Here is a 23278-nt window from a genome sequence, read left to right as displayed (position 1 = left end):
GAGCCGGTCGAGCCGAGGCAGCGCAGGCGGGAGAGATCGCCCGCGGCCGTAAGGTCGATCTCCGCCTTGGCACAGTTGGCGAAGAACGCCGCGCCCGCGCCGAAGAAGGTCGCTTTCGATTGCGCCACGAAGCGCCACAACGTGGACCAGTCGGGCTTGTCCCTGGGGCCGCCGGGGCTGCCGTCGAAGATGCAGCAGGTGGTGCCGCTGAGCAGGCCGCCGACCTGCGAATTCCACATGATCCAGCCGGTCGACGAGTACCAGTGATAGCGCTCGCCGAACGAGTTCTCGTGATAGGAACAGCCGATGTCGTTGTGCAAGCCCAGGAGCGCCAGCACCACGATGACGATGCCGCCATGGCCGTGCACGATCGGCTTCGGCAGGCCGGTGGTGCCGCTGGAATAGACGATCCAGAGCGGATGATCGAATGGCAGCCATATCGGCTCGAAGGCGTCGACCGCCGTGTCCGTCCTTGCGGTGATGTCGGAGAGCAGGGCGTCCGGTGCGGCGGACGCTTCGCTGTGCAGGATCACATGCTCGACCGTCGGCAGCGAGCGGCGCAACTCGGCGACGACGTCCTTGCGGTCATGCCTGCGCCCGGCATAGGTGACGGCGTCACAGGCGATCAGCACTCTTGGCTCGATCTGCTTGAAGCGGTCGATCACGGCGGGCGCCGCCATGTCGGGCGCGCAGAGGCTCCAGACCGCGCCGATGCTGGCACTCGCGAGAAACGCGATGATGGTCTCGGCAATGTTGGGAAGGTAAGCCGCGATGCGGTCGCCGGGCTTGATCCCCTTGTCCTTCAGATGCAGCGCCAGTGCGGCCGCTTTGCGCTTGAGCTCCGGCCAGCTGGTTTCCGTGAGCTTGCCGTCCTCGCCGCTGGAGACGATCGCGGGCTGGCCGGCGCCATGCGCGGCGTCCACATGCCGGAACACCTGCCGCGCATAGTTCACCTGCGCGCCGGGAAACCACACCGCACCGGGCATCTTGCGCTCGGTGATGACGGCCGCGAACGGCGTAGGCGATTGCAGATCGTAATAGTCCCAGATGCTGCGCCAGAACGCATCGAGATCCCGCACCGACCATTGCCGCATCGCCTCGTAGTCAGCGAAGGTGAGGCCACGCTGCTTGGCAAGCCAGTTGCGATAAAGGGCGATCTGCGGGACGAAAGGAGCGGTCATTGCATATCGGCTTCGGTTGCGGGAGAGGGCGAACTTATCCGGTGTCGCCCTTCAGCAAAAGCCGCGCATCGTCCGCCGAATGGCAGGCATGACTCGACCGCGCCCTTTCGGTCAGCTCCGATACCGCACCCAGCGTTGATCTACGTCAACGATGCCCATGCACCACGACGCAACTTGCGTCCAGCTGGGCTGGGGCGGCAGACATCACCATCCACGTGTGCAATGAGGGAGGATCACGATGCACCGGAGCAAGCGTCGTTCGATGAAGTCAGTAGCGGTCGCAGCGCTTGCGGCTGCCGGTCTGCTGGTTACGGCGGGGGTGACCCTCAGTCCGACACCAGCGAAGGCCGTGGTCTATTGCCAGTACATCGATTATCCGCCGTCCTGCGTCGCACGCGCCGGCGTGGTGCTGCGGCCACTCCGGTCGCGCGTGCCGCGGTTCGGGCCGGCACCGTGAGCCGGACCAATCTGAATGGCGGCGTCAACCGCGTCGGCGTGCGCCGGTAAGCGATCTGCCGACGCTACCACTGCACGCCGGCCCAGCGCCGGCCGAACACGGCCGGCTTGGACTTCACGGCCTGCCAGCCGAAGAAATGGTGCTTGCCGGACCAGGCGTGTACCACGCCGCTGCAGATGCTGCATTTGAACTGGCCAGCGTGTGGCTCGGCATGCTCCTCCCGGGTCGCGGTGTAGTTCATGCCGCAACCGGGGCAGGTGAATTCTTCGATCGTCCAGATTGTATTGGCCATTGCACCGCGAGTGTTTTTGGGACCTTGCGGCGAGGATAGGCGCGAGCCTTTGCATCGGCGTAAATTGGTCGGCTGAAATCCGGTTAAATGCCGTTAGGCAATGCGGGCACACGTGGCGGATCTTGCCGGATTTCCCGGATCTGGCGGACCCCGGCGGCTCGAGCCCGTCTCCGGCCGGCTTGACGCCCGGCCCGGGGCTCGCAATAACCCGGGGCCGCGCAAGCGCCGGAGCTGCGTTGATGCCGCAAGGAAAGCCGTGCCTGTGAAAAGTCTGCGTCAGCTCCTGACGGGCGAGGACGTCATCCAGCTGGTGATCCGGCTCGGCCTGTTGGCGCTGTTGATCGTCTGGACATTCCTGATCATCCGGCCGTTCGTGCCGATCCTGGCCTGGAGCGGCGTGCTCGCGGTCGCATTCTATCCGGCCTTCAACTGGCTGGCCAAAGTGCTTGGCGGCCGGCCCAAGACCGCAGCCGCCATCCTCACCTTGGTGACGCTCGGCATCGTCCTTGGCCCGGCGACTTGGCTCGGCGTGAGTGCCGTCGACGGGGGCAGGGAGCTGGCGCATCAGCTCGGCACCGGTGACCTCGCGCTGCAATCCGCTCCGGAACAGATCAAGTCATGGCCGCTGATCGGCCCGACATTGTTCGAGCTGTGGGACCAGGCCTACACCAACCTTCGCGCGGTGCTGCGCGAGGTCGCGCCCTATCTCCAGCCGCTGGCAGGACCGCTGCTGACGCTCGCTGGCGATGCCAGCCTTGGCACGCTCCAATTCCTGGTCTCGGTGTTCGTGGCCGGCTTCCTGTTTCCGCACGGGCCGCGGCTGGTTGCCGCCGGGCGCGGCTTCCTGTCGCGCATCGTGCCCGAGCAGAGCGAGCATTTCCTCACGCTAGGCGGCGCCACCATCCGTGCGGTGGCGCAAGGCGTGATCGGCGTTGCCATCGTGCAGGCGCTGCTGGCCGGCATCGGCTTCAAGCTCGCGGCCGTGCCGAGTGCGGGCTTGCTGGCCTTTCTCGTGCTGCTGTTGTCGATCGTGCAGATCGGCGCCTTCCTCGTGCTGCTGCCTGTCATCATCTGGATATGGACAGCCAAGGACGTGACCACGGCGCTGGTGCTCACCGTGTTCTTCGTCGTCGTCGGCTTCATCGACACCATGCTGAAGCCGCTCGTCATGGGACGCGGCCTCAACACGCCGACCATCGTCATCTTCGTCGGCGTGATCGGCGGCACACTGGCCCATGGCATTGTCGGCCTGTTCATCGGGCCGATCATCCTGTCGGTGGCGTGGGAGATGGCGGCGGCGTGGATCGGGAGCGAGACGGGGGAGCGGACGGCTGCATCACCCGCTTCCGACGAGATCCGATAGCGCCTTAGGCGCTGACCAACGCCTTTCGCAGAGTGTGGACAATTGGGGACGGCGGTGGTCTTCAGGGCGGCCGTGTAACTTGTCTAATGAATTAGACAAGTTACGATGGCCGCAGATTCTTTTTCGGTTTGCGACAGGAATGGCGAAGTCTTCCAAGCTGGTCGCCGCCAAGCGCGGCAAGGTCTTGTTGGTCAGGAGACGGTCGGACGGCCTCTGGATGTTCCCGGGCGGCCGCAAGCGTGCGCGCGAAACCGAGAAGGCCTGCCTGCGGCGCGAGATCAAGGAAGAGCTGCCGAAGCTGAAACTCGGCCGGATCAGCCTCTGGAAAGAGGTGAAAGCCAAGAACAAGCGTTCGGGCCGCAAGATGAGCGACGCGATCTTCATCGCCAAGAGCGCCAAGGGTCGCCTTGCGATCGGCGACAAGAAGGAGATCGACCGTGCCGCCTGGCAGAAGCCGCGCGGCATCCGCCTGACCGCGACCTCGCGCTACATCAGGGATCGCCTGTTTCCGCGGAAGTCGCGCCGGAGCTAGCCGCGAGGGGGGCGACAACCGTGGGCGTGGCAGCCAGGCGTGTGACAAAGAGTCCGACCGGGCGCGCATCGGGTGTGAACCAGTTCACAAGCCGCCACGGAGAGGGCTGCTATAGAGGTGTCATTGCCTTACTTATTTATAGTCTCTGAAATTTATAGTCTTTGAAACACCCCAGTGTCCCCAAGCACTGGGGTTTTTCGCATCCAGCCCACTGTTGCTGCTGCCGCAGCGCCGGGATCTGGATCGAGGCAACGTCGGCGGCCGAGCAGGCGCTACTCCGATCTTCCCAGCACCCGAGACCGTCCCGTTGATGACGACCTCGACCGCGGAGCCACACGCGGTTCTGCCGGCGCCGCGATCCTGATCGCCTCGGCTTCGCGCTGCTCTCTGCGCGCCTGCCTTGCGCTTTGCATCGCGCGCTTGATGAACGGATGTTGAGCGTCGTCAGCGAAGAACAGCACGACCTCGCAACAGGGACATTGCCTTGAATAGCCGTCCTGCAGCCGTCCCGCGCGATCGCGAAACATCGTCTTGCAACGCGTGCACTGGATCTGGACGAAACTCATGCGCCGGCGACAATGATGATGGAAATCGGCAGCCACGGTGAGCCGAACATCTGAAGAAACCATCAACGCCGGCTGCCGCTTTGTCTCGCCAGCGTGCAATCCCGTGCGAGGCGCTATTGCTTCGCCACCTGCCCATCCAGGCAGTGAATGAGAAAGTCGGTCCGGTCTCGCGGCAACACCTTCACCAGATCCGCCTTCTGCGCGCATTCGCGCTGGCGGATCTGCTCGGCGCGGCGCTTTTCGGCCGCCTCACGGTATTCCGGCGCCACCTTGCTGGGATCGACGAGGGCTTGTGAGTGGGCAGACGACGTGGAGAGCAGCGCTAGGACTGCGACAGCACTAATGACCTGTTTCAAATGGGCCTCCGCAAAGGCTCATCCTAGCGGCCGTTGTCCGGCCGCTCAACGTGCATGCGTTGGGGAGGGAGGGAGAGGCGGCTTAGGCGGCCTGCTCCTCGAAGGAGGTGTGGACCCGCCCATCGGGATCGACGATCCGAACGTCGCGGCACCCGTCCTGGATCAGCTCCCTGGCCTTCTTCAGGGCGGCGGCGAGGGACTCCCGCTTGAGGCTGACGACGCCTGCCGTGTCGAAACCGGTGATTTCAAACATTCCGTTCCCTCCAGTTTTGTCGAATCCTACACTTTTCGGGTCTGATGTCTCCTGGCTTTTTTGGATCAGGCGGATGGAACGGAATTGAACCTCTGCCACCGCAAGTCCATCTCAGCGCCCACGTAATCGGCCGGGGTCACAGGACATGCCCCGGCGGCCACGTCGCTAACGTGGAATTAATCCGAAAAGCTCACAATTTTAGACAGTTGTGTAAGGGAGTGCTGCGTAAAGGAGACGTCGAGAGGACGTTCCGGCGACGGCCTCCTTTTTTGCTCGCTCATGAGGTCAATGCGCATGACCACGACATCCGAAACGCTCGGCTTCGCCGAACACCTCGACGCCGCAGCACTTGCGGCCGCCGCATCTGAATCCCAGCCTGAGCGCGAGACCCAGGACGCTCCAGTACCGCTGAAGCGCTCCAGCCGGAAGTCGGTCCTGGCCTTCGCGGTGTGTGCCTTGGCGATCAACGGCGCCGCGGCCATCTACACCTTGCCCTTTGATCTGCCTTCGCCGGACATCAGCAACCTGGCCGCGCTGTTTCCGCGCCAGCAAGAGTCCGCGCCGAAACCCGATGCTGTTGCCGTCGCCCTGAAGGAAATCCAGTCGGCCCAGCAGCAGCAGGCCGCCGCGCTGCAGGAGATCAGTTCCTCCCTGCAGCAGAACACGGCGCTGCGTCAGGAGGATTCGACGACCCTGATGTCCCTCCGCCAGAGCATCACCGACGAGCGCGGCGATTTGAAGAAGATATCGCCGCAATTGTCGACGCTGATCGCAAAGATCGACACGCTGCAAAACACGATGATGTCTGACGTCACGGCCTCCATCCCGCGCTTGCGCGCGCGCGATCGGCTGNTGCGCAAGCGGATGGTTCGGCAGCCGAAGCCGATCGGGCCGGTTTCGATCGGGCCGGTGTCTGTCGGTGGCGCTCCGCTCAACGCGCCGGCGACGGTTGCGGGGCCGGAGAGCTGAGCCGGCTCGGCTGATCACCCGGGGGCGATGTTGCGTGAACCGGCGGGTTCTCGCTGAAGCTCGACTTGAATTCGTGGTTGAGAGAGATTTGGCAGCGCCGGGTCGGCGGCGTGACGCTGCCGCCGAAGATGCGACGAAAGTCGTCGAGCGGCGGACTCCTACATGGAGGAACTACTGAGGGATCCGCAAGGCTGACGAGTTAGCACATGCTCGTGCAAGTCTTCGAGCACGCGCCCATTCCAGCATTGATGGTGCTTTTGGGAGTAGGCAAGAAAGACCATAAAACCCACAGCGACCACAACGCATCCGGTGACAAAGTTCTGCATCATGCACTCCAGAGCAAACTGTGAGTGGCTACCCGGGGACATCTTACCGCAGCCAACGGAAACACAAAATCCACCACGTGAAGGCTTCACAGGTGATCGCGACATGGCGCGGCCTCAGCACGACATCGACGAACTCGCGCGCATGGAGCGCAGCACCATCCTCGACGCGCAGGCCCGCAATCGGTTTGCAGACACGGAGCAGACACCGCAGACATCAGGGTCTTTCCGGCCGATCGCAACTTTGCCGTAAGTCATTGATATGGCTTGGTGACGCGGCACCGCCGCCGATCCGGATGGCGCGAACTGAAGCCGCCTTGCCGCGACCGGGTTGATTTGCTTAAAACGCACGCAACTCCCTTCCCGACCGGCACGGGGCCGGCCTTGGATTACCATGACATTCTTTTGGGGCGCGGTCGGCTACATCTTCGGGGCCTTTGCTCCCGGCTATCTGATCGTCCGCGCGTTTCGCATCGAGCGGCTGCTGCCGCCGCTGGCCGGCCCGTTTGCCCTGAGCGTGATCGCGAGCGGCGTCATGGTCGAAACCGCGGTCTGGTTCGGCGTCTACACGACGGCCGTCGCCCGCGTGGTTGCCGGCGCCGTGGTGGCCGCGGCATTGGCAACCCTGATCCAGGACAGCAGGCTCGCCTTCGATAGGGTTGCCGCGGGGGCACGCGCGTCCTGGCGCGGGCTTTGCAATGCCGTGAAGCCGCCCGGCGGCCGCCTGCAGCCGTTGCCGCTTGTGAGCTGTCTGGCCGCCGTTCTGGTTTTCCTCTACACGCTAAGCCTGTTGACGGCCTCGTTCGGATCGATCCTGGTCGGCTACGATCCGGTCGCACAGTGGAATTTGTGGGCGCTGGACTGGGCGGCCAACCGGCTGCCGAACCGGATTTACCACTACCCCCAGCTCATCCCACAGCTGTGGTCGGTTCCTTATGTCTTGATGGGCGACTCGACCGTCGAGTTCTTCTCTTCCTCGTTCAAGTTCGTGTTCTGGCTGCTGACGTTCGAGACGCTGGCTTTCGTCGCGGTCCGCTCGCGCGATTTCGTTCTGCTGCTGAGCATTCCGATCGCGTTCGTCCTGATGCGGTGGGGCATCGGCGGCACATCCGTGCAGGATTTCATCGATGTCCCGGTCGCGTTCTTTGCTCTGCTCAGCACGGTCACTATTCTTCTGTTCGCTTCGTCGTACGAGCGGCCGCGCGCGATTGCGCTGGCCTTGCTGCTGGCCAGCGGCGCGGCCATGACCAAGCAGGTCGGCCTCTACATGATCGGCGCCGTGCCGCTGCTGTGCCTGTGCTGGACCTATGAGGAAAAGCGGCGACTGGCGCCCGTGTTCATGGAAGGTCTCGCCCTGACCTGGCGAACGGCGCTGGCCATCGCGCTGTGCGCCCCGATCTACGTCTATGCCTTCGTGACCATCCGCAATGGCAGCAACAGCTCGGAACTCGGCTACCTGTTCGAGGGCATCTATGAGAACCGCAGCCAGCTGACGCGCGCCATCGACGCCATTACCTTTGTTTACTCGTTGCTCGGCTTTAGCAAGTTCGCGGTGATCGGGATTGGATTGGCGGGCTTCATTGCCCTCAATGTCGCAGTGTTGTTCAATGCGCGCTATCGCTGGATCCTGCTCGCCGTCAATATTCCGTTCAGCACTTTATGGGCGGTGTATTTCAGCTATGACCGGCGCAATCTCGCGCTGGCGCTGCCGCTGTACGCGCTGACGTCCAGCGCCGGCGCGGGCGTGTTACTGCGGCGCTTCGCGAGCGCGCGGGAGCGCCCCCTGTCTTGTCTTGCATCAGAACCACAGTCCCCGGCGGCAAAGCGCGGTTACGCAAGTCGACACGGTCTGGCTGCAAGTCTTGTCGCGGTCGCGTTGGCCCTGGTCATTGGCGCCAGCATGAGCTTCACCGCCGAACGGATGCGCCAGCGGCAAAACGCGATCGAGCTGCGAATGCTGGCGGCGGAAGAACCCGGGCCGGTCGAGCCGATGCTGTCTTTCATGCAGCAGCTTGGTCCGCGCCTGATGATCTTCTCCGAATGGCGCTGGGCCTGCGCCTTTCATTTCAACCGCGGCTCCGAGAAATGTCTGAGGATCACTCCGGATGATTTTTTCCGTGCGTCGCCGGCCCCGTTGGCCGCACACCCAGACCGGCCGATTCTGCTGATCCTGTATCCGGCCACGGTCACGACAGATCGGGAACGCTGGATGCGTGACGCGGGCTTTGTCGAAAAGCCTGTCGGCGCCGCTGCCGGTGTCCGGTGCTTCGTTCGCTCAGGCCAAACTTGAAGCACGGTACAGATGTCTGACACTTCCTCTTTCCCGGACGTGCGCATTCGCCAGTCGACCAGAACTCTACTCATCCTTATCTTGCCGTCGCTTTACCTGGCGGCGACGCTGCTCTATTCGTCGTGGCAGGCCGTGTGGGGTCTTCCGGTCGATCCGGAATCGGCCTACACGATGAACGGCCTCGTGGCGGCCGCCGGATACGGCTCGATGAAGTTCGACCATCCGGGAACGACGACGACCCTGCTGGTCGAGCTGATCATCAGGGTGTGGGGCCTGATGTCGCGGGCCGGGGACATCGTCGCGTTCGGGCTCAAGCATTACGATGCGATCACATGGGCAGCGCGAACCAGCGAGGCGCTGGTGCTTGCCGGCGCGCTGCTTGCAGGCGGGCTCATTGTCGGACGGACGACGCAGAGCGCGATCGCTGCGATGCTGTTTCAGGCCGGCGCGTTCGTGCATCCCGAAGTGTTTCACCTCCAGACGATGCTCGCTCCGGAAAGCCTGTTGGCGGCGATCGCGCTGTTCGGGATCGCGATCGTGATCAAGACTGCGCTCGACGACAAGCCGCCGGCAACCGGCCTCGGTGTCGTCGCGGGGGTGATCTTCGCGTTGGGGTTCTCGACCAAATATCTTTATCTCCCGCAGGCCCTTTTCGCCGTGTGCCTGCTCGGAAACCGGCGCGCGTTCGTTGCCGCCGCCATTTCCGGTGCCGTCGGCTTTATCGGCTTCAATCTGATCTTCAATCCGGGAACGATCACGCGCGGCTTCGGATGGCTGGCGCAGATCGCCACGCATAAGGGACAGTATGGCGAGGGCGAGCGCGGGTTCATCGACTTCGCATCGTTCTGGTCGAACATGGCCGAGATCATCAAAGCCGCGCCGCTTGTGTTCGGGGTCTACATGGCGGCCGCGGGCACGGCGCTGGCCTGGTGCGTCAGGACCCGGAGCTGGCGCGATCCGCTCAGCCTGACGCTCGGCGCCGCCGCATTGATCTATGCTGCGCACCTTGTGGCGACGTCGAAGCATTTTGCGCTTCACTACATGCTGGTCCCGTGGGTCCAGGCCGGGGGTGTGCTGGTGCTGATCCTGGTGCAACTCAGGCGGCTGGTGCCGACGCTGCGGTCGATCGCGCCGAGCCTGCTGGCGGGCTGCCTGTGCGCCGTCACAATCGTGATGACGCTGATCGAGGTCAGCTCTCTTGCGCGGCAATGGTCGGCCCTGAACGCGGTCGGGGCGAGGCTCTCGAAGGCCGTCCTCGCGGCCGGACCCGCCTGCGCCAATGTTTCCGGCATGTTCGTGCGCGCGCCGGAGAACGACATGAACCACGGCTGGGACATGACCTTGCAGCTCTGGGGCGACCAGGCGATGCGAGAGAGGTTTTCAGCGGCCTACGCCAGCGCCTTCACAGTGCCGCTGCTGGATCACAACACCTATACGCACGTCCTCAAGAACAACTTCCGTCCTGAGAGCTACGCGAAGCTCGCGGCGAACTATCCCTGTATCGTCGTCCGCTCGGCCGCGGCACTCGACGACGAGAATGCGATCGGGCTCCTGTCGCTCCATCCCGACCATTGCGTGATCGAGGGGATCCACGTCTACACGGTCGGGCTCGCCTGCGCGAAGGTGCGCGGCAGCTTTGAAGCGCAGCGGTAAGGGGGGCGAGGCCTGCCACAATCGAGCCCCGCTGTGACGCTCGGAGTCAAATTATCAATAGCGATTTCAGCTTGGTGAGCGCGCTGGGGCTCGAACCCAGGACCCCGTGATTAAAAGAAAAGTATTCTGGGAAAATCGCCAGCAATATCAATGATGGCGGGTACAAACTCAGCGGCCGCAACGTGCGATAATGAGCGTAAAACAGGGGCCTTTGTACCCCGAAAAAGGCTGCCTATATTTCGGCTATGAGCGAAAGCAGCAAATGGACGGTGTGCCCCGGTCAAGCCGGCAAATTTTGGGTTTGCCCACGCCTGGAGAACGGAAGGGCAGGCGATGGCTTCAAGCAGTTCGATAGCCTCGAAGAAGCCCAGCGTGCCATCGATTCCGGCGATGTTGATCGCGACGCCGCCGTGATTGGCGACATGGTCCGACGACAGCGTAAACGACGCTGAAGGGCGCTTGACCAGGGAGATCAATGTGAGCGCGGAGTTAGCCGAGGTTGCGTATTACGTCGGTGTCACGAACGGCACCGACCTTCAAGTTTTTGCTGTCGGGAGCACCCCGGAGAACTGCGAGAAGGTTCTTAAGGGCTATCCTGGCCTGCTTGCGAATCCAACATTCAAGGTCGGAACTGAGGTCTCTCGCCGCTTGATTGAAGAGGTCGGGCTCAAGCCAGACGACTTTCGGAAGGTCGTCTAGACGCTGCCGGAGCAGTTGGGATCATCAACCGGACTGGCCGACCGCATTTTCCGGTAGGCCGTCGTCAGCTTCGTCCTGGCGCGCTTGCGCTCCTTAAGACGCGCCGCGATCTCGCCAGCATCGTTCACCGCGATAGCCGCCATGATCTGGTTATAGACGGTGTTCCGCACGGACGTTTTGAACGTACCCGGCGTGGCCGCGATGGCTGCCGGATACATGATTTCGATGTGGCTCACGACCTCCTTGCCGATGTCCATCGCGATCTCCTTGACGAGCTCGCGACTCCACGGACCTTGGGTTTCGGGCAGGTTTTCAGAAGACATTTGGGTTACTCCTTACCAACAATTTTAACGGTGCCGAGGACGCTGGGGCGGAGCTTCGCCCAACCTTCCTCGAACTGCTCCATGGCGGCTCGCGCCAGACGGAACTGGGATACCTTCTTGCTGTAGTGGTGGACCATCGCCGGGCTCATGTTGACGATGGCGGCGACGCGAGCCTCTGAGCACCCCACCTCCAGCAGGTTGTTGACCGCGTTCTTGCGGGTGCCGTGAAAAACCCAGCGGTTCTTCCTGAAAATCTCAAACTCTGGCCGGTTCATCTCGCGCTGCCAGGCGGTCTTGAATCCATAGTACGTCCAGGGCTCGCCATCCTCCCGGAGATGCAGCATCACGTGGTCCGAGTTCTGAGCCTGGATGATGGCGCGGTACTCGGAGTGGATCTGCACCGGCACCAACTCACCCGTTTTTTGGGCGATGAGGGGCATCTCTGTGACGCCTTCTCGCGGCCGGCGCATATCGATCACGTCGCTGAGGCGCTGACCCGTGAAGAGGCCGCTATAGACAGGCAGATGCAGCCCGATCCGAGCATGCTGAAAAAAGTGCTCGAAAGCGGCCGGCGTCCATGGGTCATACGTGCCGGCGTTCTCGCTGGTCTCGGTGTGCTCGACCGGGTTGGAGGTGCCGTACCCGCGCGGTATTCCCCATGAACAAAGGCGGCTGAGTACGGAGCGGAAAACTCGACCCGCCGACGGCGTGTCGCGGAAGGCGTCGATCGCCTTCTGCACATCCACCGGGGTGAGGTCGGCGACGGGATCCGATCCCCATGCCTCCTCGATATCATCGAGGTTCCGTTCGTACTGGTCACGCGTGGAATCGGCGAGCCCAGGGCGCGAGTTCCCGTTCTCGTCGATGTTCAGTTGATAGGCTGCGCTGGCCTTAAACTCGGCGATCAGGGCCGAGAAAGTCTTCCTGACGCCTGCCGACAGCTCGAGGCCAACGGCGTCGGCGCGCTCGACGGCCTTCCAAAACGCCTCAGGATCCGGCTGAGGGGCGGGGAGGTCGTGGCGCCGGTCCATTATGTCGACGAACTGCCAAGACCAATCCTCGCCTTTCTTGTTCGCCTCGAGGCGAGCGCAGAGGGAGACCTTCCGCACGAACTCCTGCGACAATGGATTGCCAGGGAGCTTCACCCGCGGCCAAGCGTTCGCCGTACCGCGAAACTTTTGGAACGACAGCTCCAGGCCGCCACGGCGGCGCTTGGCGTGCACATATCGCGGTAGCTCAACCATTCCTGCCCCGCTTCGTGGCCGCAAACCGGTCTCCCATGCCGCTCGATGACGTCGCCGCAGATTGCTCGGTGGCGGGGGGCGGGGTCAACCCGAACAAGGCTGCCGACCGGAGGCGGCGCCACTGGTCGATCGCTTCCAGGTCGTACATACCCGTGTCCAGATCGGCCGGCGGAAATCCTCTGGCCAGCAGGCGGGGGAGGACCGCGTTGAACTCCACCAAGGTGAGGTGAAGCCGGCGAGCAGCCTTCTCCGGCGGGACGTCGCCCGGCTCGACCTTGAAGCGCACTGTGGACGGGATCGGGGCGGTCATGATGACCTCCCAACGGGCCTGCACTGAGCCTGAATTTGCAGGTTACGGCTATGGGTGGCGAGCGCGGAATCCTCACCTGCGATTTCCACGCAGACGCCGCCACACCACACCCCCACACCCCATAGCTGGGTGTGGTGGGGGTGAAGGTTGTGGACCCGACTCCTCACCGGCCACACCTCACCTACGGCGGTGGTGGGGAAACTAGTCATTGGCCAGAACCCCGACCTGGACGAAGTAGCGCGGATTGCCCTTGGCGTCGTTGTCTTCGACCTTCTTCAGAGCGCCGGACTTCAGCCAGACCTTGAGAAGAGCCATGATCTTCCGCTTGTTCTTGGGCTGGTCGAGATCGATTCCCAAAGCCTCGGCAACGGCCTTGCCGACCCAGTCCTGAGCCTGGTGGTTCTCCCGGTAGGGGCGCTTGGAGACTAGGGCCTGGACCTGACGAAGATCCGAGACGGTGACGTCCGACATGAGGTCCGGCCAGACCCACGGGACCACGACGCCGACCGAGTCGCCGTAGCCGCCGGACGGGTTGTTGCCGAGGTCGATGCTCTTCAGGTGGAACCAGTCTGAATTTTCGGCGGGAGGCGCCAGATTGGCCTTGTCCACATAGACGCGGAAATAGGAGCGCGGGTTATCGACGCCGGCCTTTTCAGCCTCATCTGCGGTCATGCGGTTGAGAACGCGCACCGATCGGCAACCGTCAGTCAGTGCCTTACCGCCGCGGGCGGACTCGGCCGTGGTCTCGGTCTCGCCCGCCGCCGATTTGCGGCTGTGGTGGACGAGCTCGATGCTGCAATTCGCCCGCTGCGCCACGCGTCCCCAAGCCTTAACGATGCGGTCCATGGCCGAGTTGTCGTTCTCCGAGGCGTCATGGGACGAGACGAACGGATCTACGACGAGATGATCGATCTGGCGAACGAGGAGTTCGGCGACCAAGGCATCGACAACCGGCTCCAAGATCGTGGTGCCGGCGCGATCGGTGATCGTGATTACCAGTCGTTGGTCGCGGCCGCTATCGACGAAAAGATGACCTTCGATGTCGCTGGCGCTCAATTCGAAGTGCTGCGCCGTGGCCTGGACGTGGCGGGCGATCTCTTCCTGCGGGTCCTCAAGATTCCAGAGCCAGACGCGGAGGCGGGACGTCGGCTGGACCCCGAGCAGGGCCTTCCCCGACACCATCGACAGCGTTTCCGAAACGATCAGGCTCGATTTGCCGACACCACCGGGAGCGATCGTGGCGCTCACGAATTTTCGGATCAGATGCCGGCCGTACACGAAGTCTCGGCGCGGGATGGTGGTCGGATCCATCCAGGTGTAGGGCGTTGCCTTTAGAACGGAGGCTTTCGTGAGCGCCTCTGCGGAGGCCGGCGAGCTGACGTCGGGCGCGACACGCGGCTTGTACGTTTCCTCCATCTTGGAGATCTGCAGCAACGCGCCGATCGTGTTGCCCATCTGAAAATAGTCCGACACGTCGCCTTTGTGCGGGACCTCGGAGAAGTGCACGACGCGGACCGAGGCGGCGACGGGGTAGGCGAGGGCCGCCTTCTTAGCGGCGTGGTCACGGCCGGGGGCATCGTTGTCCGCCAGGATCACGATATGCCGGCCGCGAACATACTGTTCGCATCCAGCGGGAAGGCCGTCGCCAACGCCGCCGAAAGTCACGGCGAGTTCGCCGCGGGCGGTAACACTCTCGACATCCTTCTCACCCTCCGGCCAGAAGAGAAAATCGTCCTGCCGCTCGGGGTTACTCCAATCCAAGCTGCCGAAGTAGACGACTTCGTTGAAACCTTTCGGCTTCTGAAGTTGCCAGCCAGAAACGGCGCCATCGGAAACGCGATACCAGATTAGCGCATCGCCTTCCTTCCGCATCACCTTGATCTTGATGGGCACCGTGCCGCACTTGTAGACATGTCGCCGCTTCTCATCGCCGTAGACCCGCGGCCCCTCGGCGCCGGCGGCCACGAACCGGGGCTTCCCTTCGGCGTTTGGTGGCGTCCTGGGCGGGAAGTTAGACGGATCACGGAGGCTTTGACCAGGCGCCAACACGCCCGCGGCCGGCGCGGTCACCGCCGGCACGACGCTGGCGCGCGGACCGAGATGCAGACGCGCGATGTTCGACGTGCGGGGCACGCCGAGCAGATCGCCAACTTCCCTTGCGGCGTCGAGCGGATCGCCACCGAAAAGGTAGCTCCAGAGGTCCATCATGTCGCCGCCGGATTCTCCCGTAGCGAAATCGGACCAGACGCCAGAAACGACGTTGACCTTGAACGAGCCCGGCCGCCCGTCACTGCGCGTCGGGTTGGTGGCGACCCATTCGTTGCCAAGGCGCTTGCCGTGAGGCAACCACCTGCTGGCCAACTTCTCGATCGAGCCGAGGGAAGCGGCTTTGACGGCGGCGAAATCCACGTGCCCGTCAAAGCTATTGAGGACAGCTCCCATCAGCGGAACCTCTCGATGAAGAAGGGCTCATAGAGGGCGCCGGCCGCGCGGGCGCGATTTTCAGCGGCGAACTCAGCTTCTACGCGGGTGAGAAACCCCTTCTGAAATGTCAGCCGCTTCCCGTCGGCGCCGAGATGCACCCACATGTGACGATTGACGTCGCTCGGGCTAATGTCCGCGCTGTCGGAAATGATCGACGCGTCGCTGACGAACACGATCCCACAATCAGGCACGGCCCATCCGCCACTCCAACCGCCTTGAAGCTCGATGGTGTGGACTCCCGTGAAAAAAGGAAGCTGGTTGAGAATGGCCAAACGGCGATAGGGCGTTGAGGGCGATGGCGTCATGCCGCCCTCCCGCGATCCGGCCCGATGGTGTCGGGCGACATCGTCCGCTCAACGACAGTTTCTGACGCATCGCTGAGAGCGCGCCCAATCTCCATCAACTCATGGCGGTGAAGCTGGGAGGTGGGCGAGTCGACGAAGCGAGAGATTGCCTGGATCTGACCGATAATCGCGAGCGCGGTAGGCTGCATCGACTTCAAGACTGCCCCTCCGAAGTTGGGAGGGGAGGGCTCACGACCCAGATGCTTGCCGTCATGCCGGACGCGTTCGTGCCGCGGTTCAGGGCCGGCCGGATCTCGCCCTGACGGTGGAGTTCCGCAACCCGCGGACGGACGCTGAGGATCGACTTGCTCAGCTTGGCCGCGACCTCGTCGGCGGTGAGACCTGACGGCGAAGCCGCGATAGTGGCGCGCACACGCTCGCGCAAAGTCTTGGCGGTCGCGGCCATCATGGTCGCGGCCTGCTCGGAGGGTCCCTGAGCTTTGAAGCCCGGCGCGTCGGGGTAGCCGATGTCTGACGACGAGTCCTTCATTCGCGCGGCCCCATTTTCAAGTCGGAGCAATGGGGGACGTACACCGCGTTCAGTCGGCGCGCTTCTGCCTGAGCTTGGGCCTGCGCATCAGCCAAGCTATTCACGTACGCGCCATTAATGCTGACACCGGGGAGCCAGTGAACCCACATCCAGCCAACGGGCTTGATGTGCACGCTTCCACCGAGCTGGATCTCGTCGTAGGTTTCCGAGACCGTGCAGTAGCCGTTCTTCTCGTCGGGACAGTAGGTCATGCCGACGCCCTCCGCGCAGCCGACGCGTCGTTGATCTCTTTCTGATGCTCCTCGACGAGGCGCTGCAGATCGGCGACAAGGCGGACGAGACCGGCGAGCCGGTGGCATCCGACCTCGAGCGCCGGACCGGCACGGCGGCGGGTGCCGTCCGCCGCCACCTTCCAGCGGCCGATGCTCACGACCTGCACACCAGCACCGCGCTCGGTGATCTCGGCCCGGAACAGTTCATGCCTGTTCAAGGGATACTCGGTTGCGGGGGTCATGACGGCCTCCGCGTGTAGGCCATCCGAGCGACGGTCAGCGCCATGTCGAGCGACATCGGATAGTGGCGACGCAGCAGCATCGCTTGCCGGAGCGCCAGCGCTTCGGTATCGTCGTCGAACTTGGTAACGAGAACTTTGCGACCCGCCCGCGTACTGGCTGCAACAGTGCGCGGGCTTCGTGCGTCAGCGGTCCTCACGCAGCGATCGCCGCCAGCTTGTGCTCGATCGCCGAGAAGGCGCCGACGCCGATGGTCTTCTTGGCCCAGGCATTGAGGTCGTCGGGCGCATAGAGCACGTCGCGGCCGGCCTTGTGGAAGGCCGGGCCCGTGCCCTGGGAGGCCATCTTGGCGAGGGTTTTCGGCGAGCGCTTAAGGCCGTGCACCTTCAGCAGGTAGGCCGCCGCGTCGGTGCGGCTGAGAAAGCGAGTGGTGGTCATTGGTCACCCATGGTGAAGCCGGGTAAAGCCCGGTTTACGAGGGTGAATCTTCGATGTTTCGCGCCTTGACCTCAAAGGCTGCGAAAAACGGATTGGCCAATCTGTGGCCGCCGCGTCAAACGAATAGGCCTATTTGTGTGCGCCCCTCTGCGCCAAATAGTCCCTGATGATCTCTGGCATCTTGTTCGTCAGCGTGCCGAGCGCAATTTCCTTAAATTCGTGAGGAGGTTCAACAAAAGCCTTGTTCACGGTCTCAATGATGGCCGAGGCCGCGTGTTTTGCGCTGTTTCGCTTCACTTCATTAGGTTCGCCGCTCGCAAAATCGGCATAGGCGCGTGCAATGATCCCGAATTTTAAGGCACCTTGATCCTTCCGGGCTTGCCGGCCGGCCTCCAGGCTGTGCAACGCCTCATTGCCCTTAGCCGCGAGTTCGTGCTCGCCGTGAAGCTCCATATGAAACCAATGCCATGCCTCGGCGTAGGCATGTGCAGCGGCTTGCATTTCCTGATTTTCATTCAGGATCATCATAAGGTGATCGGCGCACTGGATGAATCGCGCGGCGGCAGTCTCAATTGAGAACGAACCCGTCGTCGCCCTCATCTTGTCGGCCCACAAAGCGAAATGACGGGATGTTGTTTCCTGCGTATCTTTTCCCTCAGCTTCTGCAATTTCGGCGGCCGTTTCCACTACTTGGAAAAAATCCATGTGGCCTTTAGCTCGCAGATGTCGATTGGCAGCTCTGAATAGCTCCCAGTAAGTGTCTGTCGGAGTATCGGGAAATATGTGCTGCTGCGCGTAGTTCTCGAGCGGATCGTTATAAACACGCCGGATCGCCCCGCGAATCCCGCGGCGCTCAAGAACAGTCTTCAGCAAAGGCCCTCCCGGTGGGGCAGGGATTTCCTTGATCAGATTTTTCAAGGAGGATTCAATTTCCCCAGAGCCGATCTCATCCGGCCCGTCGTGGTCGTCAGCCATGGCACCTCCGCACGGTGCATCCGCAAGGTGACGGTACGGCAGGCTGGTGCGGACCAGCTTTTCGGGAGCTACCCTAGCCGTACCGAGCTGTTAGGCCTCGTCGTCGTTGGCGCCGACGATGCTGCGCTTCTTTCCGTTCTTGGCCATGAGATCGTTCAGGGCCTCAACAATAAGGCTTTGCAGCGACTCGCCTTTTTCGATGCGCAAAGTCTGAAGTTCGCGCCATGAATCCTGGGTGAGGCGGGTCTGAACGTATTTCATGCCGCTGCTGCTCTTGCCGCTCGATTTCGCGTTGGTCTTTTTCGCCATGGATGGCCCCATGCCGGACCAGCCGGCTCAGTAAAGCACGAAACGGGTGCTTGCGTAAATGCACCCTTGCACCCATTCTGTGATTCGTCTATATTTCAAGCTTACGATAATGGTATTTATTGAAAGCTAGGTCATGACCGACGGTCACCAGCTTCCCGTTCCTGTCACCCCGACCGGAACACTGGTCAATCCCTCCGAGATTGCTCAGAAGGCGGCCTCCTATGCCGAGGCCAGCCAGAGCGACAACACCAGGAAAGCCTACGCCTCCGACTGGTTGGTATTCACGGACTGGTGCCGGGTGCAGCAGGTGGAAGCCCTCCCGGCATCGCCCGCGACGGTCACGGCGTGGATCATCGATACCGCCGGCAAGGTAGCGGTGACGACGCAGAGACGTCGTATCAGCGCCATCCAGGACATGCACAAGCAGGCAGGCCATCACCTGGATCTCAGCGGCGGCGCATTCCGTAAAGTATGGGCTGGCGTCAGGCGCACCCACGGCCGGCCGCCAGTAAAAAAGGCCGCGTTTCTCACGCCTGCGCTGCGGAATGCCGTCAATGCGTTGCCGGACAGCTTGACCGGCATCCGGGACCGTGCGCTGCTACTGGTCGGATTTGCTGGAGCGATGCGGCGGACCGAACTGGCTGCGGTGGAAGTTTCGCCGCGTGATGGCGCAAACTGGATCGAGGAAGGTGCCGACGGCCTGACTGTTCACCTCGCCCGATCGAAAGGGGATCAGGAAGGCGCGGGGCAGAGGATCGGTATCCCATTCGGCTCGAACCCAAGCACCTGCCCTGTGCGGGCTTACCGGGCTTGGCTGCAAGCGGCTGGGATCACGGAAGGCCCGGCGTTTCGCTCAATCAACCGCCATGGAACCCTCGGCGGTGACGCTCTCTGCGATCATTCGGTGGCGCTCGTCATCAAGCGCGCCATCGTGGCCGGAGAAATCGCTAACGGTGCGGCCAAATCCGAGGCAGCCGCCACAGCAAGGCGCTTCGCCGGCCACTCGTTGCGCAGCGGCCTCGCCACATCGGCAGCGGTGCACGAAGTCGCAGGCCACTTGATACAGCGCCAGCTACGGCACAAAAAATATGAGACGACGAGCGGCTACATCCAGGACGCGGAGCTGCTGCGCAAGAACGCCGCCGGAATGGTCGGGCTGTAGCTACACGGACCAACTGGTACAAGTTGCCATCATATCGATCATGCGTTGGTCGTAAGTGATTGTTGTGTCATCAAACTCTCTGCGCGCTGCGTGGCGATCAGGTCGCAACTTCGTCTGGAATTTCGATGAGTGACGCGCAAACCTTGTTGACAAACCCTTGTGCAGCGAGCCTTCGAAAATCGCAAAATTCCCCGCTTTCAAAGCTGTTTCGTGAAACTCCGACCTGAGCCAGCATGAGGCTACAGAAAGGAGAAGTTGAGGACATCAAGGCATGGCGTTTGTGACCACAAGGGCCACACGCCAACAGCCGGGCGGTGCAAGAACACCCCCGAACCCCCTCAGCTAACAAGCAAGTAATGATCAAGTCCGAACTGATCCGCTTGCGCGCTGATCCGCGCCAAGTTGCTGCTTGGCATCGCCGTGCCCGCAAGAACGGCATGACGCTCTCCGAATACATCCGCTTGGCCGCAGGTGCGGCTGCCGCGGACATCCTGTTCGGCACGGCCCTGAAGGATGAGTTGCTCAAGGTGCGCTCGGCCCTCAACCTCGCGACGCACGTGCGCACGGCGGACATGAAGAACCTCCGCATCGAGGACGCGCTGGACATCATCAACGATCTCCTGGAGTCCATGTAGATGTTCGTGCACGCCCGCATGACGGAAGGCGACCTCATCGAGGATTGCTATGACACGTCCGCGTTCATATCTACGACCGCACTGCCCATGATCATCTCCAATCGGCTGGCCGCGACTGTGAGCGGCGCCAACCATGCCGTGCAGCACCTCCTGAATGCCGACGACAACGAGATCGCAGAATGCATCCAGGGCAGCCCGCGTGATCTGATCGATATGGTCAATCAGGCGCGCGGAGGCGGCAAAAAGTATTCGATGATGCAGTTCATCGTGGCGCCGAACTGGGACATGTCCCGCGCTGATTTCTTCACCTTCCTGCTACCCCTGATAGCGATGGTGTTCGGCTTCGCACAGCTCCGCTGCGTCGTTTTTGAACACGTTAAGCGTCCCGAAGACCGGAAAAACGGGGGGAGCCTGCGTCACTGGCATATTTGCGTGTCATACGTAGATCCCATTACGGGCAAGGTGAGCCCCGGATGGCGGATGAGCCACGCCAAGTGCGAGCGCGTTTCGCGGGAAGCCGAGGCACGCGGCTGGGATGGTCCGCATATTCTTAAGGGGCGTTTCACGCCTGCGGTCATCGCTCAACTCCGCAGCGAGGGTAAGCACGACGTTGCCGACAAGATCGAGGCGGCGCACGCTCCGGACGCACAGCCCGAAGGTCGCACTTCTCCCTTGGAGATCGAACAGCCGGCACGTGCTGCTGGGATCGATTTGCGCGCGATCAGCAAAGCCGTGAAGCAGGCCTTTTACGCCTCCGATGATCATCCGACCTTTACCGCGAAGCTCGCTGATATCGGCCTCGAGCTGCGCGTCACTAATCGTGGAAAGTCGCCCGCGTGGGCGGTTTTCAACGGTCCCGATGACAGCGACTTCGTCAATCTGTTGACGCGCTGCCTCCCGGGCGTACCGCGTCATTCCATCATCAATATTGTGGAGAAGAACTATGACGGACGAGGAAATGCGCGCGCGGTCGATGAACGCGGTGCAGAAGCTGCAGAGCACGTTGGACTCGATCAACCGCGGGGTGCTGTTGATGCAGAAGGGACTGCGCTTGTCCCTGATGCTGCAGCTCAACCCGGTGGATCCCGCGAACCCGGACGCCCCGGAGATGGCCGAGCTGAACAGCTTTTTGTCGAAGCTCTCGGCATCGTAGATGCCGAAACCGGCGCGTTGGATCGGCTCCTGGCCGATGCCCAAGCGCTCTGTTTTGGTACCGCGGCGGTATTCGCCAAGTTTTTCCGCAACGTCGAGCTGGCGGCACGCCGCTGGCTCGACGGTCGCGTTACGAAATATGCCAATCAGCGCCCCGCTGTCAGCATGATGCTCGAAGGCATCCGCGCTGAAGGCGATGAGCTCAGGTCCCAGCTCGGCAAGTGCAACGTTGCTGTGTTGGAGGCAAGCAGCCAGATCAGCAGAATGCTGGGGGCGCCGGGGGCGCCAACGGTCGGCGCTAAGGTTCACAAGCAGCGCATGGCGGAGGCGCAGAAGGAGTACGACGAGGCGGTTACGGCTCAGAAGGCCGCCGCTGACGCTTACAAGGTGCATCAGGATCAGGCGCGCATCTACGAAGACGACCTGGCTGCACGTCAGGGCCGCTGGGATGCGAAGATGGATGAGCTTGCCCGCAAGTGGCTGGCGGTCGCGGCGTCCGCGCTGGCTACCGTGAAGCGCTTCCCGCGCCTCGTTCAGTATGGCCCCGAAGCCATCCTCGCGTTGGGCATGTCGCGCCACGGCGCCCCCCAGCCCAGGCCAGCAGAAGATGAAGACTACTCCTCGAACGGGCCGCGCGGACCGAAATAGCCGGCGCGAGCGCTGATCGATTCGCTGGAATGCAATAGGAAAATCGCGTTCTTAACGTGCTTTAGGTGTAAAAATTTTGGCCGCAACTTCCTTGCCAAGTTGCGGCCAGCCACCAAGTCAAATGATTGCGAAATGGATCATTCGAGCGAAAGCATTCGCTTGAGCCGCAGAGCCGCTTCTTCCGAGGTGACGCGGGCAAGAATCTGAACCTCGCTGGGTTCTGCACCGCCTTTCGTCTCGAAGAGAAAGTAGCCGCTCTTGTCGTCGATGGTCTCTCCGGAAAGCTCAAGCCGCCGATCAGTTATCGGGGCGATGCAGAGGATGGTGTCGTTTCCGATGTCTGCGCTGAAATAGAAATCCGACATGCTTATTCTCCACGGAGGGGATCGTGACCAAAAAGACTCACGTTGAGGTCAAGGCACCGGAAATTGACGTCCGGAATCTTGCCGACTACATGGCTGCTTCCGAGAGGAAGCGCCGTTCGATCATTGAGGGTTGCAAGTTTCGGCCCATCGCCAGGTTGCTCCAGCACCGGGAGGCTCGGATCACCGTTGCAAGCGCTCTGCGCAAGCATGAGACAGACCCGCAAGTCCTTAAGGACAAAGCTGAATCGATCCGAAACAAGATCGCCACGGACGACTTTGACGCGTTGACGAATGAGACAAACGCCGACTACGTGAAGCAGTTCAGTTCTGTTTTGGCGAAGGTCGAATTGCCGGAGGCGGAGATTTTGCCGGGCAAAAGTTTCCCGGTGATCCCCGTGAATGGCGTCAATATCAGATTCTCGCCGGACCTGTTGCTGCGCCGCAAAACCAAGACCAACAAGCTGAAGCGCGGTGCAGTGATGCTCCGGTACGCAAAGGGGAAAGGGCTCAGCGAGGCGACCGCGGGATGGCAATCGGCGGCCATTCTCGGCATGCTTGGTGAGCACGCGGACGAAGATGGGGCTGAGCCTGAAAAGGCGCTCTGCGTCACGATCGATTGCCACACCGGCGAGACTTACCCTGCGTTGGGCGCCGCGGTGAGCATGTTCGCGAACATGAAGGCGGCCTGCCAGTCCATCGCGGAGCGGTGGCCCAATATTCCGCCGCCGGACGGTGCCGTTCTCTAGCCAGTAGCACTGTCGTGTGGGGCTGGACATTAGACTCGGACGTCGGTCGCTATTGTCAACTGCTGACCTGAGAGGCACAAAAATCCATCATCGGCCTCGGCGGCGCCCGAGGCCAGCATGACAGCGATCTGGCGTGATCCGTCATCCTGGCTCGCGACCTTGAGGATATGGACTCGCCGGCGGTTGTCTTTTCGCTGGCGCTCGATC

31 protein-coding genes are annotated in these 23278 nt (G+C 62.3%); 12 read left to right on the top strand and 19 right to left on the bottom strand.

The window, feature by feature from the left end; genetic code table 11:
• Positions 1 to 1181, bottom strand: a 1181-nt coding sequence (locus AOQ71_RS48905; RefSeq protein ID WP_245317286.1) for an AMP-binding protein, incomplete at its 3' end; no start/stop codon positions are given.
• A gap of 262 nt (positions 1182 to 1443) precedes the next feature.
• Between AOQ71_RS48905 and AOQ71_RS44130 the strand changes: the two genes are divergently transcribed.
• On the top strand, positions 1444 to 1638 hold the full coding sequence (locus tag AOQ71_RS44130) for a hypothetical protein (RefSeq protein ID WP_430648664.1): 195 nt from the start codon (positions 1444 to 1446) through the stop codon (positions 1636 to 1638).
• Positions 1639 to 1702: 64 nt separating this feature from the next.
• Here AOQ71_RS44130 and AOQ71_RS32055 read toward each other — a convergent pair whose 3' ends face one another.
• A complete protein-coding gene (locus tag AOQ71_RS32055; protein WP_057755627.1) occupies positions 1703 to 1930 on the bottom strand; it encodes a hypothetical protein in 228 nt (75 codons plus the stop codon).
• 256 nt (positions 1931 to 2186) lie between these two features.
• Here AOQ71_RS32055 and AOQ71_RS32050 point away from each other — a divergent pair, with 256 nt between their 5' ends.
• Complete coding sequence (locus tag AOQ71_RS32050; protein WP_057755624.1) at positions 2187 to 3293, top strand: AI-2E family transporter; 1107 nt, start codon at positions 2187 to 2189, stop codon at positions 3291 to 3293.
• 139 nt (positions 3294 to 3432) lie between these two features.
• A complete protein-coding gene (locus AOQ71_RS32045; protein WP_057755621.1) occupies positions 3433 to 3825 on the top strand; it encodes an NUDIX hydrolase in 393 nt (130 codons plus the stop codon).
• A gap of 679 nt (positions 3826 to 4504) precedes the next feature.
• Here the strand turns inward: AOQ71_RS32045 and AOQ71_RS32035 are convergent.
• Both AOQ71_RS32035 and AOQ71_RS46455 read right to left on the bottom strand, forming a co-directional pair.
• Positions 4505 to 4747: a hypothetical protein gene (locus tag AOQ71_RS32035; RefSeq protein ID WP_057755607.1), complete on the bottom strand. Its 243-nt coding sequence runs from the start codon at positions 4745 to 4747 to the stop codon at positions 4505 to 4507.
• Positions 4748 to 4829: 82 nt separating this feature from the next.
• Positions 4830 to 5000, bottom strand: a complete 171-nt coding sequence (locus AOQ71_RS46455) for a hypothetical protein (RefSeq protein ID WP_167354010.1) — start codon at positions 4998 to 5000, stop codon at positions 4830 to 4832.
• 1175 nt (positions 5001 to 6175) lie between these two features.
• Between AOQ71_RS46455 and AOQ71_RS45560 the strand changes: the two genes are divergently transcribed.
• The 4 genes from AOQ71_RS45560 (at position 6176) to AOQ71_RS32020 (ending at position 10235) form a co-directional block, all read left to right on the top strand.
• Positions 6176 to 6319: a hypothetical protein gene (locus AOQ71_RS45560; protein WP_157083732.1), complete on the top strand. Its 144-nt coding sequence runs from the start codon at positions 6176 to 6178 to the stop codon at positions 6317 to 6319.
• 79 nt (positions 6320 to 6398) lie between these two features.
• A complete protein-coding gene (locus AOQ71_RS45555; protein WP_157083731.1) occupies positions 6399 to 6545 on the top strand; it encodes a hypothetical protein in 147 nt (48 codons plus the stop codon).
• A 78-nt stretch (positions 6546 to 6623) separates the two neighbouring features.
• On the top strand, positions 6624 to 8582 hold the full coding sequence (locus AOQ71_RS32025; protein ID WP_157083730.1) for a hypothetical protein: 1959 nt from the start codon (positions 6624 to 6626) through the stop codon (positions 8580 to 8582).
• Between the two features lie 12 nt (positions 8583 to 8594).
• Positions 8595 to 10235, top strand: a complete 1641-nt coding sequence (locus tag AOQ71_RS32020) for a hypothetical protein (protein ID WP_157083729.1) — start codon at positions 8595 to 8597, stop codon at positions 10233 to 10235.
• Positions 10236 to 10345: 110 nt separating this feature from the next.
• Here AOQ71_RS32020 and AOQ71_RS45550 read toward each other — a convergent pair whose 3' ends face one another.
• Positions 10346 to 10711 (bottom strand): hypothetical protein, encoded by a 366-nt coding sequence (locus AOQ71_RS45550; RefSeq protein ID WP_157083728.1) that lies wholly within the window; start codon positions 10709 to 10711, stop codon positions 10346 to 10348.
• Here AOQ71_RS45550 and AOQ71_RS32015 point away from each other — a divergent pair.
• A complete protein-coding gene (locus AOQ71_RS32015; protein ID WP_157083727.1) occupies positions 10695 to 10934 on the top strand; it encodes a hypothetical protein in 240 nt (79 codons plus the stop codon). The two genes, AOQ71_RS45550 and AOQ71_RS32015, sit on opposite strands and share 17 nt — an antisense overlap.
• On the opposite strand, the gene AOQ71_RS32010 is transcribed toward AOQ71_RS32015, so the two are convergent.
• The 13 genes from AOQ71_RS32010 to AOQ71_RS31950 form a co-directional block, all read right to left on the bottom strand.
• The gene (locus AOQ71_RS32010; RefSeq protein WP_057755576.1) at positions 10931 to 11257 is read right to left on the bottom strand and encodes a hypothetical protein; all 327 of its coding nucleotides are present in this window, start codon (positions 11255 to 11257) and stop codon (positions 10931 to 10933) included. The two genes, AOQ71_RS32015 and AOQ71_RS32010, sit on opposite strands and share 4 nt — an antisense overlap.
• A gap of 5 nt (positions 11258 to 11262) precedes the next feature.
• Positions 11263 to 12501, bottom strand: a complete 1239-nt coding sequence (locus tag AOQ71_RS32005) for a site-specific integrase (RefSeq protein WP_057755573.1) — start codon at positions 12499 to 12501, stop codon at positions 11263 to 11265.
• Positions 12494 to 12811, bottom strand: a complete 318-nt coding sequence (locus AOQ71_RS46715; RefSeq protein ID WP_063958323.1) for a hypothetical protein — start codon at positions 12809 to 12811, stop codon at positions 12494 to 12496. Before AOQ71_RS46715 ends, AOQ71_RS32005 begins: the two co-directional genes overlap by 8 nt.
• Before the next feature lie 201 nt (positions 12812 to 13012).
• The gene (locus AOQ71_RS46100) at positions 13013 to 15253 is read right to left on the bottom strand and encodes an AAA family ATPase (protein ID WP_057755569.1); all 2241 of its coding nucleotides are present in this window, start codon (positions 15251 to 15253) and stop codon (positions 13013 to 13015) included.
• On the bottom strand, positions 15253 to 15600 hold the full coding sequence (locus AOQ71_RS31990) for a hypothetical protein (protein ID WP_157083726.1): 348 nt from the start codon (positions 15598 to 15600) through the stop codon (positions 15253 to 15255). Before AOQ71_RS31990 ends, AOQ71_RS46100 begins: the two co-directional genes overlap by 1 nt.
• Positions 15597 to 15797, bottom strand: coding sequence for a hypothetical protein (locus AOQ71_RS31985; protein WP_057755564.1), 201 nt, complete (start codon positions 15795 to 15797; stop codon positions 15597 to 15599). Before AOQ71_RS31985 ends, AOQ71_RS31990 begins: the two co-directional genes overlap by 4 nt.
• The gene (locus AOQ71_RS31980) at positions 15794 to 16129 is read right to left on the bottom strand and encodes a hypothetical protein (protein ID WP_057755562.1); all 336 of its coding nucleotides are present in this window, start codon (positions 16127 to 16129) and stop codon (positions 15794 to 15796) included. The genes AOQ71_RS31985 and AOQ71_RS31980 overlap by 4 nt, the downstream gene beginning before the upstream one ends.
• The gene (locus AOQ71_RS31975; protein WP_057755560.1) at positions 16126 to 16380 is read right to left on the bottom strand and encodes a hypothetical protein; all 255 of its coding nucleotides are present in this window, start codon (positions 16378 to 16380) and stop codon (positions 16126 to 16128) included. The genes AOQ71_RS31980 and AOQ71_RS31975 overlap by 4 nt, the downstream gene beginning before the upstream one ends.
• The gene (locus AOQ71_RS31970) at positions 16377 to 16643 is read right to left on the bottom strand and encodes a hypothetical protein (protein WP_057755558.1); all 267 of its coding nucleotides are present in this window, start codon (positions 16641 to 16643) and stop codon (positions 16377 to 16379) included. Before AOQ71_RS31970 ends, AOQ71_RS31975 begins: the two co-directional genes overlap by 4 nt.
• Complete coding sequence (locus AOQ71_RS31965; protein WP_057755555.1) at positions 16640 to 16840, bottom strand: hypothetical protein; 201 nt, start codon at positions 16838 to 16840, stop codon at positions 16640 to 16642. The genes AOQ71_RS31970 and AOQ71_RS31965 overlap by 4 nt, the downstream gene beginning before the upstream one ends.
• Entirely contained in the window at positions 16837 to 17079 is a 243-nt protein-coding gene (locus AOQ71_RS31960) for a helix-turn-helix domain-containing protein (RefSeq protein WP_063958318.1), read from the bottom strand. The genes AOQ71_RS31965 and AOQ71_RS31960 overlap by 4 nt, the downstream gene beginning before the upstream one ends.
• A gap of 129 nt (positions 17080 to 17208) precedes the next feature.
• Entirely contained in the window at positions 17209 to 18054 is an 846-nt protein-coding gene (locus AOQ71_RS31955; protein ID WP_057755552.1) for a hypothetical protein, read from the bottom strand.
• 90 nt (positions 18055 to 18144) lie between these two features.
• The gene (locus tag AOQ71_RS31950; protein ID WP_057755550.1) at positions 18145 to 18363 is read right to left on the bottom strand and encodes a ribbon-helix-helix domain-containing protein; all 219 of its coding nucleotides are present in this window, start codon (positions 18361 to 18363) and stop codon (positions 18145 to 18147) included.
• A 133-nt stretch (positions 18364 to 18496) separates the two neighbouring features.
• Between AOQ71_RS31950 and AOQ71_RS31945 the strand changes: the two genes are divergently transcribed.
• From AOQ71_RS31945 to AOQ71_RS31935, 3 genes are all read left to right on the top strand, one after another.
• Positions 18497 to 19525, top strand: a complete 1029-nt coding sequence (locus AOQ71_RS31945; protein ID WP_083514632.1) for a site-specific integrase — start codon at positions 18497 to 18499, stop codon at positions 19523 to 19525.
• Positions 19526 to 19881: 356 nt separating this feature from the next.
• On the top strand, positions 19882 to 20160 hold the full coding sequence (locus tag AOQ71_RS31940; RefSeq protein WP_057755548.1) for a hypothetical protein: 279 nt from the start codon (positions 19882 to 19884) through the stop codon (positions 20158 to 20160).
• Entirely contained in the window at positions 20161 to 21960 is a 1800-nt protein-coding gene (locus tag AOQ71_RS31935; protein ID WP_057755546.1) for a hypothetical protein, read from the top strand.
• Between the two features lie 137 nt (positions 21961 to 22097).
• Here AOQ71_RS31935 and AOQ71_RS31930 read toward each other — a convergent pair whose 3' ends face one another.
• The gene (locus AOQ71_RS31930; RefSeq protein ID WP_057755545.1) at positions 22098 to 22325 is read right to left on the bottom strand and encodes a hypothetical protein; all 228 of its coding nucleotides are present in this window, start codon (positions 22323 to 22325) and stop codon (positions 22098 to 22100) included.
• A 23-nt stretch (positions 22326 to 22348) separates the two neighbouring features.
• On the opposite strand from AOQ71_RS31930, the gene AOQ71_RS31925 reads away from it, so the two are divergent.
• The gene (locus AOQ71_RS31925; protein WP_057755543.1) at positions 22349 to 23071 is read left to right on the top strand and encodes a hypothetical protein; all 723 of its coding nucleotides are present in this window, start codon (positions 22349 to 22351) and stop codon (positions 23069 to 23071) included.
• Positions 23072 to 23278: the final 207 nt, after the last annotated feature.

This window comes from Bradyrhizobium manausense (assembly GCF_001440035.1).
Classification (GTDB): domain Bacteria; phylum Pseudomonadota; class Alphaproteobacteria; order Rhizobiales; family Xanthobacteraceae; genus Bradyrhizobium; species Bradyrhizobium manausense.
Note: the sequence above shows the minus strand (reverse complement) of the source record. Positions and strands in the feature narration are given on the sequence as shown.

Excerpts from the sequence above, each read along its gene's own strand:
- AOQ71_RS31935 (WP_057755546.1), top strand. The coding sequence starts at position 20,161 with ATGTTCGTGCACGCCCGCATGACGGAAGGCGACCTCATCGAGGATTGC.
- AOQ71_RS31940 (WP_057755548.1), top strand. The coding sequence starts at position 19,882 with ATGATCAAGTCCGAACTGATCCGCTTGCGCGCTGATCCGCGCCAAGTT.
- AOQ71_RS45555 (WP_157083731.1), top strand. The coding sequence starts at position 6,399 with ATGGCGCGGCCTCAGCACGACATCGACGAACTCGCGCGCATGGAGCGC.
- AOQ71_RS32055 (WP_057755627.1), bottom strand. The coding sequence starts at position 1,930 with ATGGCCAATACAATCTGGACGATCGAAGAATTCACCTGCCCCGGTTGC.
- AOQ71_RS31990 (WP_157083726.1), bottom strand. The coding sequence starts at position 15,600 with ATGACGCCATCGCCCTCAACGCCCTATCGCCGTTTGGCCATTCTCAAC.
- AOQ71_RS32005 (WP_057755573.1), bottom strand. The coding sequence starts at position 12,501 with ATGGTTGAGCTACCGCGATATGTGCACGCCAAGCGCCGCCGTGGCGGC.
- AOQ71_RS31945 (WP_083514632.1), top strand. The coding sequence starts at position 18,497 with ATGACCGACGGTCACCAGCTTCCCGTTCCTGTCACCCCGACCGGAACA.
- AOQ71_RS31975 (WP_057755560.1), bottom strand. The coding sequence starts at position 16,380 with ATGACCTACTGTCCCGACGAGAAGAACGGCTACTGCACGGTCTCGGAA.
- AOQ71_RS31950 (WP_057755550.1), bottom strand. The coding sequence starts at position 18,363 with ATGGCGAAAAAGACCAACGCGAAATCGAGCGGCAAGAGCAGCAGCGGC.
- AOQ71_RS31970 (WP_057755558.1), bottom strand. The coding sequence starts at position 16,643 with ATGACCCCCGCAACCGAGTATCCCTTGAACAGGCATGAACTGTTCCGG.
- AOQ71_RS31960 (WP_063958318.1), bottom strand. The coding sequence starts at position 17,079 with ATGACCACCACTCGCTTTCTCAGCCGCACCGACGCGGCGGCCTACCTG.
- AOQ71_RS32010 (WP_057755576.1), bottom strand. The coding sequence starts at position 11,257 with ATGTCTTCTGAAAACCTGCCCGAAACCCAAGGTCCGTGGAGTCGCGAG.
- AOQ71_RS46100 (WP_057755569.1), bottom strand. The coding sequence starts at position 15,253 with ATGGGAGCTGTCCTCAATAGCTTTGACGGGCACGTGGATTTCGCCGCC.
- AOQ71_RS46715 (WP_063958323.1), bottom strand. The coding sequence starts at position 12,811 with ATGACCGCCCCGATCCCGTCCACAGTGCGCTTCAAGGTCGAGCCGGGC.
- AOQ71_RS32020 (WP_157083729.1), top strand. The coding sequence starts at position 8,595 with ATGTCTGACACTTCCTCTTTCCCGGACGTGCGCATTCGCCAGTCGACC.
- AOQ71_RS31980 (WP_057755562.1), bottom strand. The coding sequence starts at position 16,129 with ATGAAGGACTCGTCGTCAGACATCGGCTACCCCGACGCGCCGGGCTTC.
- AOQ71_RS46455 (WP_167354010.1), bottom strand. The coding sequence starts at position 5,000 with ATGTTTGAAATCACCGGTTTCGACACGGCAGGCGTCGTCAGCCTCAAG.
- AOQ71_RS44130 (WP_430648664.1), top strand. The coding sequence starts at position 1,444 with ATGAAGTCAGTAGCGGTCGCAGCGCTTGCGGCTGCCGGTCTGCTGGTT.
- AOQ71_RS32045 (WP_057755621.1), top strand. The coding sequence starts at position 3,433 with ATGGCGAAGTCTTCCAAGCTGGTCGCCGCCAAGCGCGGCAAGGTCTTG.
- AOQ71_RS45560 (WP_157083732.1), top strand. The coding sequence starts at position 6,176 with ATGCTCGTGCAAGTCTTCGAGCACGCGCCCATTCCAGCATTGATGGTG.
- AOQ71_RS31955 (WP_057755552.1), bottom strand. The coding sequence starts at position 18,054 with ATGGCTGACGACCACGACGGGCCGGATGAGATCGGCTCTGGGGAAATT.
- AOQ71_RS31930 (WP_057755545.1), bottom strand. The coding sequence starts at position 22,325 with ATGTCGGATTTCTATTTCAGCGCAGACATCGGAAACGACACCATCCTC.